Here is an 11,370-nt window from a genome sequence, read left to right as displayed (position 1 = left end):
GGATTCATACGGATCGCGACTGATCCCGACGAAAGGAGCCATCATGGCCAACAGCAACATCGACGTGTACGGCGCTGACTGGTGCGGCGACTGCAAGCGCGCGAAGGAGGCGCTCAACCGTTTCGGCGCGGCGTTCACCTGGCACGACATCGAGACCGAGGAAGGCGCGGCCGACCGTGCGGTCGAGATCAGCGGCCAGAAGCACATCCCGGTCGTGCTGTACAGCGACGGCGCGTTCCAGGTCGAGCCGTCAGCGACCGACATCCAGTCCAAACTCAAGGAGCTTGGACTGATCGCCGAGTGACACGGCGGGCCAGGTCGGCAACGCGCGAGCAGACCCCGGCGGATCCCGGCGCCATCGGATCGTTAACGTTCTCATGAAATTCTCAGGGAATACACACGACACCCCAAAGTAAAGGGGTTTAACTATATATCAGGTCGCAAGGCCGATATAACTGAATCCCTTCTCTCTTCTTTCTCTTCTCTACAAGCCCGGCAATTTCGCTGGGCTTTCTCTTTTTTTGTCTCGCGCCTGCCAGCCACATCGGAACTGTTCGCCATGCGTTTTCCTGCTGCCCGGCGTCATGCGCCACGCCGACAGGTACGGGGATTCCGTGTACTGACAGCGTGTGCATACCCCGCCGTTTTCGGCGCGGCAGGGTTTAATGGAAGACCAGACGCACGGCCGACGCAGACGCCTGGCCGACCAGACGAACGACGACACGACGGGAGCGCACGATGGCGTATATCGAATTCGACCATGTGGTCAAGGAGTATCCTGCCGGCTCCTCGTCGATCCGCGCGCTGGACGAGGCGACGTTCACCGCCGACCAAGGCGAACTGACCGTCATCCTCGGGCAGTCCGGCGCAGGCAAGACCACGGCTCTCAACATCCTCGGCGGCATGGACACGGCCACGGACGGCCGCGTGATCGTCGGCGGACGAGACATCACCAGCCTGCGCAAACGCGACCTCATCACTTACCGTCGCAACGATATCGGTTTCGTGTTCCAGTTCTACAATCTCGTGCCGAACCTGACCGCGCTCGAAAACGTCGAGCTCGCCTCGCAGATCTGCCCCGACCATTTCGATCCGGCCGACACGCTGCGCAAGGTCGGGCTGGCCGATCGCCTCAACAACTTCCCCGCGCAACTGAGCGGCGGCGAACAGCAGCGCGTGTCGATCGCCCGTGCGATCGCGAAGAAACCGAAACTGCTGCTGTGCGACGAGCCGACCGGCGCGCTCGACTACGAGACCGGCAAGGAAGTGCTGCAACTGCTGCAGGACATCTGCGTGGCGGAAGGCATGACGGTCATGATCATCACGCACAATTCCGCGCTGGCGCCGATGGCACACAAGGTGATCCGCTTCCGTTCGGGGCGCGTGACCAGCGAGGATGTGAATCCCGCGCCGACGCCGATCAGCGAGATCGAATGGTGATCGCGATGACGAGACGACGGCAATACAGAGACGGATTCGGCAGGGACGCGGCACGGCGGATGCCGGATGACGGCGCGATCGAGCTGGAAGCGCAGCTTGACGGCGTCTCTGACGCCGATTCACCGTATGATTACGGCGGTTCGGCGGGCTATACCAGTGCAAAAGGGACACGCGGCCGGGGAATGTCGGCCGCGTTCGCGAAGGACACGCTACGCTGCTGGCTGCGCGGATGGCGACGATTCGTATCGATCGCGGTGATCTCGCTGCTCGGCGTGGCCGTGCTAACCGGCATCTATGCGGGCTGCCGCGACATGTTCCTCGCGGCCGACCGGTTCTACGACGCGCAGGGACTGCACGACATCCAGGTGATGTCGACGCTGGGACTGACCGACGACGACGTGGATGCACTGCGCGGCATCGACGGAGTGCTCGCCGTGCAGCCGGAACGCAGTCAGACCGGCACGGTCGCCGTGGACGGCACCGACAAGACCGTGACGATCAGCGAGATCGGCACGGACGGGATCGACCAGCCATCCCTGCAGAACGGGCGTATGCCGGCGAAAGCCGGCGAGATCGCGGTGACGAAGAAGTTCCTGATAGACAGCGGCATGGCGATCGGCGATACGCTGACCGTGACGCCAAGCACAACGAGCGATGCGGGAACGGATGACGGTGCCGTGGATGCCGACAGCGCATCCGACACATCCGGCGCATCCGATGCATCCGGCGAACAGTCACCGCAGTTCCCGACCAAACTGACGATCGTCGGCGAGGTACTTGACCCGAAGGACGTCAGCAACCCCGACGGCATCGGCAGCAAGGCATTCCGGCAGACGCTCGCCTCCGACTACACGTTCTTTGCACCGAGCGACGGCGTGACCGGCAACGTATACACCGCGATCAGCCTGACCGTGGAGGGGGCCGCCGCGCAGAACTCGTTCGGCAAACCGTACGACGCACTGGTGCGCGACGTGGCGAGCCGCATCACCGACACCGTGCAGACCGAACGACAGAAGGCCCGCCGCCAGCAGCTCATCGACGCCGCGCAGGCCAAGCTCGACAAGGCCAAGACCGACGCGCAACGCACGTTCGACGACGCCCAGCAGACCATCGACAAAAACCGTTCCGAACTGACGAGCGGCCGCGCTGAATACGAAAAGAACCGGCGCACGCTCGACGAGACCGAGACAAAGCTCAAGGACGGCGAGCAACAGGTTGCCGACGCGCGCCAGCAGATCAGCGATGCCCGCACACAGCTCGAGGACGGCCGCGCACAGATCAAGACATCGCAGACGCAACTCGACGACGCCAAGACGCAGCTGGCCGACGCGCGCAAGCAACTCGACACGGCACAAGCACAGTTGAACACCCAGCGCGAACCGATCGATCAAGGCATCGTCACAACCAATCAGGGCATCGCGAAAATCGACGACACGCTCGCCGCCAACGCCAGCATCGCCAAAGCCATCGACGCGCTGCCGGACGGATCATCCGATACGACCGGCACGACTGATACGGCCGGAACGGCCAAGTCGGTCGAATCGACCGAGGCGATCGGCACAACCGATACGCGCAACCGGACCGTCACACAAACCGACGCAAACACCGCCGAACAATGGTCGCGTATCCGCGCCGCGCTCGCGGCGATCGGCATCAACGTGTCCGAACAGCCCACAGCCGAAACCCTCGCCAACGCCACCGCACAGCTGAACACGCAGCGAACCACCCTGACCGCCCAACGCGAGCAGCTCGTCCGGCAACGAGATACCCTCAAATCCACACTGAACACGTCCATCGTCCCCGCGCAAACCCAGCTCGACCAGCGCAGCGCCCAACTGAGCGCGCAGGAGCGCGAAACCGCCGAAGCCGAAACGCAGCTCGCCGCCAAATCAGCCGAACTCGAAGCCAACGCCGCCAAGCTTGACGCGCAGTCCACGAAGCTCGACCAGCAGGAGCAAACGCTCAAGGACGGCCGCAAACAGCTTGAGGACGGCCGCAAGAAGCTCAAAGAGGCCGAAACCAAACTTGCTGACGGCGAGAAACAGCTCACTGAAGCACAACGCAAGCTCGAGCAGGGCAAGAAGGATGCGGACGCCGAGTTCGCCAAACAGCAGCAACGCGTCGATGGCATCGCACAGGCCCGTTGGTACGTGCAGACACGATCCGCGATCGGCGGATTCAGCGCGATCAAATCCGATCTGAGCTCGATCGAATCGATCGGACGCGCGTTCCCGGTCGTGTTCCTGCTCGTCGCCGTGCTCATGAGTCTGACCACGATGACGCGCATGGTCGAAGAGGAACGCGGGATGATCGGCACCTACGTTGGCCTCGGCTACGGCCCGGTCGCGATCTCGATGCGGTATGTCCTGTTCGCCGCACTCGCCTGCCTGATCGGCGGCGGGCTGGGCCTGATCGCCGGGTTCATTGGCATCCCCGCGTTCTTGTTGATCGTGTTGCAGGGACTGTACACCGTACCCGGCGTGCGGTTCGAATACGACTGGCTGTACGGGTCGGCGGGCATCGCACTGTTCGTGGTAGGCGTGGTCGCGGCCACGGCAGTCGCATGCGTGGGCGAACTGCGACTCACACCGGCCGAACTCATGCGGCCGAAGGCGCCACGAGCCGGTTCGCGCGTACTCCTGGAACGGGCCACGCCGGTGTGGAAACGTATGAAATTCCTCAACAAGATCACCGTGCGCAACCTCGTGCGGTTCAAATCGCGGCTCGTCATGACAGTCGGCGGCGTTGCCGGATGCACCGCGCTCATCGTATGCGGACTGGCGATCAGCGACACAGTGGATGCGCTGCCGAACACGCAGTATCGCGACATATACCGGTACGATCTCATGGTCGTGGCCGATCACAACGACGTGACGACGGTGCTCGACCGGTTGCGCAGCGACGGCGTGGTTGACGACTCGTCCACGTCTGTTGCGTTGGCAAGAGTCGAGAACGGCGAGATCACAACCGGCATGGACGAGACGGAGACTGTGCAGATCGTCACTGTGCCGAATACATTCGCGATGGACCGTATCGTCGATCTGCGCTCGGCTTCGGACGGTTCGCCGATCCGCGTGGAAACGTTCGAAAACGGGCGGGCGAACGGCGTGATCGTATCGCAGAGCGCGGCGAACGCGCTGGGCGTGAAAGCCGGAGACCTGATCACGCTCAAGAACGGCGAGGCGCAGCGCAAGCAGGTTCGCGTCGTGAACGTCAGCCGATCAGTGATCGGCGCGGACGTGTATGTGATGACCGCCGACTACCAGCGGTTCTTCGGCGGGAATACCGGAACCGGCGGCGATGCCGGAGACAATACCGGCACGGCCGATGATTCCGGCACTGCATCCGGTTCGACGCACGCCGGCACGACGGACGGTAACAGCGGATCCGCCAACGGCATGACCAATGCCGACTCGTCCGATGACGAGGAGACCGTGGTCGATGGCGTGGAACTGAACACGGTGTTCGCGCGGTATGACGGTTCCGACGACGACCAGATCGCCTATGCAGAACAGCTCGCCAAGGATGCGGACGTGCTGAGCGTCGCGAGCACGGCCGACCTGCGGCGCAGCTTCAGCTTCGAGCTCATGGGGGCCGTGGTGGCGCTCATCGTGGCATTGGCCGGAGGATTGGCACTTGTGGTGTTGTTCACGCTCGCGAACACGAACGTATCGGAACGCGTGCGCGAGATGGCCACACTCAAGGTGCTGGGCTTCTACGACCGCGAGGTACACCGGTACGTGAACCGCGAGATGATGATCCTGACCGTGATCGGCGTGATCATCGGACTACCGGTCGGACGGTGGATAGGCGGACTGCTCACGGCGGCACTCGCCATGCCCGGCATCTACTTCGAGGTGAGCGTGCGGTGGCAAAGCTACGCGATCGCCGCCGCGGTCACGCTCGTCTTCGCCCTGCTCGTGCAGTTCTTCACCAATCCCGTCCTTGACCGCATCGACCCTGCCGTCTCGCTCAAATCCGTAGAGTGACAGACAACCATCTCCAAAAAGTTCAACGAATTGAACTTTTTGGCGAAATGCTCACGATATTGTCACGTCGGATCATTGAACCGCCCCTGTTTTCGTAACATGCACGATGCTACAGTTTGAACCTGTTATTGAAAGCGCAGGTAGAACATGAGCAACACCCAGAGCGCCCGGCCAGATGGTTCATCATCCGACGGCAGGGGCACCCTCACATCAGTCGAGAGCCTCGACAAAGACAATCAGATGGCGCGCGGTCTGAACAACCGCCACGTCCAGTTCATCGCCATCGGCGGCACGATCGGCACCGGCCTGTTCCTCGGTTCCGGCAAGTCCATCGCGCTGACCGGGCCGAGCATCATCTTCGTATACATCGCGGTCGGCGTCATCATGTTCCTGCTCATGCGGGCCATCGGCGAACTCATGTACCGCGACCCGAGCCAGCACACGTTCATCAACTTCATCAAACGCTATCTCGGCAACGGCTGGGGCAAATTCGCCGGCTGGTCGTACTGGATCGTGCTCGTGCTCATCGGCATGAGCGAGATCACGGCCGTCTCCACATACTTCATCACATTCTTCGACACGTTCGGCATCAACCTGATCCACTGGAAATGGCTGATCGAGCTGTGCTTCCTCGCCGCGCTCGTCACGATCAACCTCATCGCCGTCAAGGCGTTCGGCGAAGCGGAGTTCTGGTTTTCGATGATCAAGATCACGCTGATCTGCGCGATGATCGCCACCGCCGTGGTCATGGTCGTGATCGGCTACCACTATGATGCCGTACAGATCACCGGACAGGACGCCGTCTCGCCGGGCGGTCATGCGGGCATCGACAACATCACGAACAACTTCTCGATCGCGCCGAACGGCTGGCTCGCGTTCCTCATGAGCTTCCAGATGGTGTTCTACGCGTACGAGATGATCGAGTTCGTGGGCGTCACCGTCTCCGAGACGCAGAACCCGCGCAAGGTGCTGCCGAAGGCCGTCAACGAGATCATCGTGCGCGTGCTCATCTTCTACGTGGGCGCACTGCTCGCGATCATGGCGATCGTGCCGTGGACCACGTTCAAGCCGAACGCGGACGGCTCGTTCGCCTCGCCGTTCATCATGGTGTTCCAGTATGCAGGCCTCAAGTGGGCGGCCGCGCTTGTGTTCTTCGTGGTGATCACCGCCGCGTCTTCAGCGTTGAACTCGCTGCTGTACTCGGCCGGACGCCATCTGTACCAGCTGGCGATCGAGTCCGAGTCGCCGACGTTCCAGAAGGTCGGCAAGGTGTCGAACCGTCAGGTGCCGGCACGCGCGATCCTCGTGTCCGCGGCACTGATCCTGCTGTCGCCGGTTATCAACGCGATCCCAGGCGTTTCCGGCGCGTTCGTGCTGTTCGCATCCGCATCGTCCGCCGTGATCATCTTCATCTACGTGCTCACGATGATCGCGCACCGCAAGTACCGTCGCTCGGCCGACTTCATCCCGGATGGGTTTGTGATGCCGGCGTGGAAGTTCACGAACACGCTCGCGATCACGTTCTTCGTGTTCGTGTATGCGACATTGTTCCTGGCCGACGACACGCGCGGCTCCGCGATCGCGGGCCTCGTGTGGCTGGCCGTGTTCGGCGGATACTGCGTGCTGCATGACCGGTTCGTCAACCGCGACCTGAAGGAGTCCTTAGGACGATAGACCGCCGATAACGCATGGATGGTGCCCTGTCTGGTCATAACCGATCGGACGGGGCGCCGTCGTATTCCGACTCGATATCGAACCGCTCAGTCAACGAATTCGCCGGTCACCGGGTCGCGATGGTCGCGTTCGATCGCCGCGAGTGTGCGGCTGCCGTCATCGGCGGCATGATCGTGCGCGACCGCCGGCGGCACCAGCACGCGCAACGCACGGTCCTGCGCCGCGACCCGCACCGGCAGATGGCCGATGTACTCGCCATCGGCCATCATCACCGGCGGCTCGGCGCCGTCCACGGCACGGGTGATTTCAACCTCGCGCACACGCTTCCAGCCGAATACATGCGAAGCCAGCAACCGGCCGTTGTATCCCTTCGAAATCGCATCGGCGATCTCGAACACGTTCGGCATATGGTCGATCCACACCAGGTCGAGCAGACCGTCAGCGAACCGTGAATACGGCGACACTTCCAATCCGCCTCCGATATGCCGCGAATTGGCGACGGTGACCATCGGCGATATGATGTCGCGTTCCTCGATGCTGCCATCGGACAGCGTGGCCTTGATGTGGTAGCCATACCGCTTGAGATGCATGACCTCGATCAGCACCGCGACGAAGTAGCGTAGCGACCCGCCGGGCAGGCGCGAATGATTGGCACGGTCGTTGATCGTCGCATCCAGTCCGCAGTTGAGCATGCCGCCGTAGTACCGGTCGATCGGCGGCAGCTCGACCGATTCCTGCGCGCGGTCATCCGCTTCCCACGCATGACCATCCGATTCCTGCGCATGACCGGTCTGCCCGTCGACACCGACTCCGTCCGACGTATTCACCAGCAGGTTGCCAGTCGCCGCATCGACCGCATATCCACCAGGAAGAGACGTCACGCGTCCCATATCGACATCGATATGACTGCCACGCACAATGGCGCCGACGATGCCCTCGACCGCCGTCGGGATGCGGTTGACCGGCAGCCCCAGTCCTCGCGCGAAATCGTTGCCGGAACCGGTAGCTACGATGCCGAGCGGCTTGCCGCTGCACCCGACCGCATTGGCGCCGAGCGCTATCATGCCGTCGCCGCCGACCACCACGAGATGCGTGTACGTGTCGGCCTGCGCACGCGCGTTGGCCAGCGAATCATCGAAGCTCGTTCCGGTCAGGTCGATCACGTCGAACCCATGCCGGCGTCCTTCATCGGTCAGCAGCTCCATCACCTGCGCATCGATCTTGGCTCCCCTGCCTTTGTCGGACACCGGGTTGCCGATCATCGCCACCACCGGACGCAGACCTCGTTCATCACTCATACCGCCACGATAAACCATGCATTGCCGCGCGCGCCAGCGTCACCGACGAATTCACGTTGTGGCGTTGCCCACGGTCAGGCATCCCTCACCGACACGCGTCTCGCGGAAACATGCACGACTTGCGGATGTCGAATCCGCATGACCGCACGATACACGGCGCATACGCATCCGCCGTCTGTCTACCCGCATTCGACCGGCCCTGCCCGGGATCGGTATGTCACCGATGGAGCGAACGGCACCTGCGTGGCGACGGCGAGCGCAATCTGTACATCCTCGCCATCGACCGCACAAGAGTCAAGCCCGGCATCGTTCGCGGCAGCAACAGCCTGCGCCGTCGCGCACGCATCGTCACCTCCGTCGTACAACGTGAGCGCGGCCGATATCGCCGCAAGATCGGCAACAGTTCTCGCACGTGTCTGGCAGATCAGCAGGTTGCCGGCCAAAGCGACGACGCCGAGCAGCACACCGACCAGCATGATCAGCGCGACGCCGGCCATCGTGCCGGAACCGCAGTCGGCACGATTCATGCCCTTGCATCCATCATGTTCTCCTTTCATCGCATCACCCCTGTCGCCCGACCGGTCACACGGGTCGGCAGCACGCCCAACGGATCGGGCACCACCGGGCATTGCACGGTGACCGTCACCTGTTCGTCGCCGTATGACGCCATCGCCGAGGCATTGCCGCCCGCCACCGCGCGCACCACCGATTGCAGGTCGGTGTCGGTATCTACGCCGTCGGCCACCACCAGTTCCCGTACGGCCGACGCAGCGGCATCCTGGCAGTCCATCGATATGACCACCGTGCGCGATAGGCACAGCAACAGCACCGCCACCGCCACGACGGCGGGAAGCACCACGGCGAATTCGGCCGTGGCCGCTCCCCTGTCCGCATGACGCAATGCGGCGAGCAATACGGACGCGTGCCGCATCGACGGGCGCCGCACATGTCTGCGCCACAGCAACGGCTGATCGTCATAAGGCATGCGCTCCGCAGCGACGCCGCACCCGCCGCATGACAGCGTTCCGCGCCCGCCGCATCGACATGTCGTCGGGAAGTCCGCCCGCATCAATCGCCGCGTCATGATCGTCACCCGACATTCAGCGCTTTTCTGACAAGATTCGTCAGCAGCGTCTTGATGCCATCCGACTTCAGCACCGCGATCAGCACGGCCGCGAACCCGGTCGCGGCGACTAGCACGACCGCGTATTCGGCCGTCGCCGCACCTTTTTCCGGCTCGGCGGCCAGTGTGCGCATTCTCGCGTCCAGACAGCACAGTTCCCGCCGCCCCTGCTCGTAGAACTCTGCGGCACGCTGTTTGGCGTGGAGGAACAGACCGGCCTTGCCATCGACATTGATTGGTATTACGTCACTCATAGCGTTCCTTTCACTCGAGTTTCCCGACCACCGTGGTCGTGGTTCAGTTACTATGCCAGAAACCGCGATGCGATCAGACGAAAAACGGGTCATGTGGTCGAAAGGTACCGGGTTATCCACAGCCGGCGTGTCTATCCACATTTTTTGTGGATAACTTTCCGACGTCGCGAGCCGGTGTGGATAACTTCGTGTGGATAACTCGGCATACGAAGCCATTCACACGATGAACGACATGATGGACGGAATCACACCGATGAATATGAACGCAGGCAGAAAGCACAGCCCGGTGGGTATCAGCAGACGGACGGTCATCCTGCCGGCCAGTTCCTCGATGCGGGTACGTTCGTCGGCATCGAGTTGATCCAGCGCAGATTCCAGACGGCTCACCGGCGAGACGCCGTCATTCCACGACGGTTCCAATGAATCCTCCAGTACGGCGAGCATGTCAGCCGTCGCGCCTTCCGGCGGCACCGTCCCGGACACGCTGCCAGCAGGACGACACCTATCGTCGTCATTCTCCGATCCTGCGCCCAACCACGCATCACCCCATGCGATGCCACGCGTCAACGACGACGCCGCTTTGCGCATGCCATGACCCGTCACGCCACCGACCGATCCGCCCACCGCGTCCAAGGCCCGGGGAATCGCCGCTCCCTGACGCACCGCCGCGATTAGCAGGGCCAACACCACTGCGGACGATGCGGCACCGCCGTCACGCCGCGAACCCCCCGAACCGGCACCGCGTTCAGGAGCCTCACCACTCACCCGAAAAGACGAAGACAGTCCCTCCGACTTCAACCGAGACGCGACGGCACCGGCACGCCAGCCGACTCCCCACCATGCGATCGCACATGCGCATATCGCCGCCGCCAGCGCGTACCACATGTCAATCACCTCCCATATCACGCAGGATCGCGCGCATCCATATCATGCCTCCCCCATAACAGGCCATTCCCAACCCCAGGCACAGCAACCCCTGCGGCGAGCCGAAGAGGAAGCCCAGAGGCCGTGCGCCGAGCAGTTCGCCGAACACGATGGTGGCGGCAGGCAACACGGACAGCAGTTTTACGGTGGCCTGTGGCACGGCGAACGCCTGTGCGCGCAGATCGTCCAGCAGCCGCGTCCTGCGGTATGCGGCGCCGACCGCTTCCAGGCACTGCACGGCGGGGCATCCCAGCTCGGCGCTGACCCGGCTCGCGGCGACGATGTCCGATGCGACGCGCGCGATCTGCCGTTCCCGCTCCTTGGGCATCGCTCGTTGCGCGAGAACGGCACGTATGCGGGATTCGGTCAACGGCGTCGACGGCGCGCTCTCGTCCAACTGCCGTGCGAAGGCCTGTTCCATCGTCGCCCCGCTACGCATCGAGGCACAAGCGGCCGCGATTACAGCGGCGACGCCGACGCGCGGCTTATGACGCGCCGCAGACGTTCCGGCACCAGCTTGCACAGGCTTATCAAGATCCCAGAGACGACGGCGGGCAGGACGATGCGGACAGGCGACCATTGCCGTACAGGCGACCGCGGTGAACACGGCCAACGTGGCATACATACCGATCATGACGGCACCTTTCTTTCGTGCAAGGTCTTACGGC

Annotated in this window: 10 protein-coding genes; 4 read left to right on the top strand and 6 right to left on the bottom strand. The window is 63.0% G+C overall.

What is annotated here, in order from left to right:
• Positions 1-43: 43 nt before the first annotated feature.
• From KIH76_RS07715 to KIH76_RS07700, 4 genes are all read left to right on the top strand, one after another.
• Entirely contained in the window at positions 44-304 is a 261-nt protein-coding gene (locus KIH76_RS07715) for a mycoredoxin (RefSeq protein WP_219070117.1), read from the top strand.
• A gap of 434 nt (positions 305-738) precedes the next feature.
• A complete protein-coding gene (locus tag KIH76_RS07710) occupies positions 739-1,440 on the top strand; it encodes an ABC transporter ATP-binding protein (protein ID WP_214374149.1) in 702 nt (233 codons plus the stop codon).
• A gap of 182 nt (positions 1,441-1,622) precedes the next feature.
• On the top strand, positions 1,623-5,429 hold the full coding sequence (locus KIH76_RS11580) for an FtsX-like permease family protein (RefSeq protein ID WP_420829264.1): 3,807 nt from the start codon (positions 1,623-1,625) through the stop codon (positions 5,427-5,429).
• Positions 5,430-5,576: 147 nt separating this feature from the next.
• Entirely contained in the window at positions 5,577-7,103 is a 1,527-nt protein-coding gene (locus KIH76_RS07700; protein ID WP_219070114.1) for an amino acid permease, read from the top strand.
• A gap of 86 nt (positions 7,104-7,189) precedes the next feature.
• On the opposite strand, the gene KIH76_RS07695 is transcribed toward KIH76_RS07700, so the two are convergent.
• The 6 genes from KIH76_RS07695 to KIH76_RS07670 form a co-directional block, all read right to left on the bottom strand.
• On the bottom strand, positions 7,190-8,401 hold the full coding sequence (locus KIH76_RS07695) for a diacylglycerol/lipid kinase family protein (protein ID WP_219070112.1): 1,212 nt from the start codon (positions 8,399-8,401) through the stop codon (positions 7,190-7,192).
• Positions 8,402-8,580: 179 nt separating this feature from the next.
• The gene (locus KIH76_RS07690) at positions 8,581-8,928 is read right to left on the bottom strand and encodes an Rv3654c family TadE-like protein (protein WP_236036904.1); all 348 of its coding nucleotides are present in this window, start codon (positions 8,926-8,928) and stop codon (positions 8,581-8,583) included.
• 26 nt (positions 8,929-8,954) lie between these two features.
• Positions 8,955-9,332, bottom strand: a complete 378-nt coding sequence (locus tag KIH76_RS07685; RefSeq protein ID WP_219070207.1) for a TadE/TadG family type IV pilus assembly protein — start codon at positions 9,330-9,332, stop codon at positions 8,955-8,957.
• Positions 9,333-9,490: 158 nt separating this feature from the next.
• On the bottom strand, positions 9,491-9,778 hold the full coding sequence (locus KIH76_RS07680) for a DUF4244 domain-containing protein (RefSeq protein ID WP_219070110.1): 288 nt from the start codon (positions 9,776-9,778) through the stop codon (positions 9,491-9,493).
• 216 nt (positions 9,779-9,994) lie between these two features.
• A complete protein-coding gene (locus tag KIH76_RS07675) occupies positions 9,995-10,402 on the bottom strand; it encodes a hypothetical protein (RefSeq protein ID WP_338023623.1) in 408 nt (135 codons plus the stop codon).
• A gap of 262 nt (positions 10,403-10,664) precedes the next feature.
• Positions 10,665-11,336: a type II secretion system F family protein gene (locus tag KIH76_RS07670; RefSeq protein ID WP_236036903.1), complete on the bottom strand. Its 672-nt coding sequence runs from the start codon at positions 11,334-11,336 to the stop codon at positions 10,665-10,667.
• Positions 11,337-11,370: the final 34 nt, after the last annotated feature.

It is taken from the genome of Bifidobacterium simiiventris (genome assembly GCF_019331715.1).
Classification (GTDB): domain Bacteria; phylum Actinomycetota; class Actinomycetes; order Actinomycetales; family Bifidobacteriaceae; genus Bifidobacterium; species Bifidobacterium simiiventris.
This window is presented reverse-complemented; position numbering and strand designations above follow the sequence as displayed.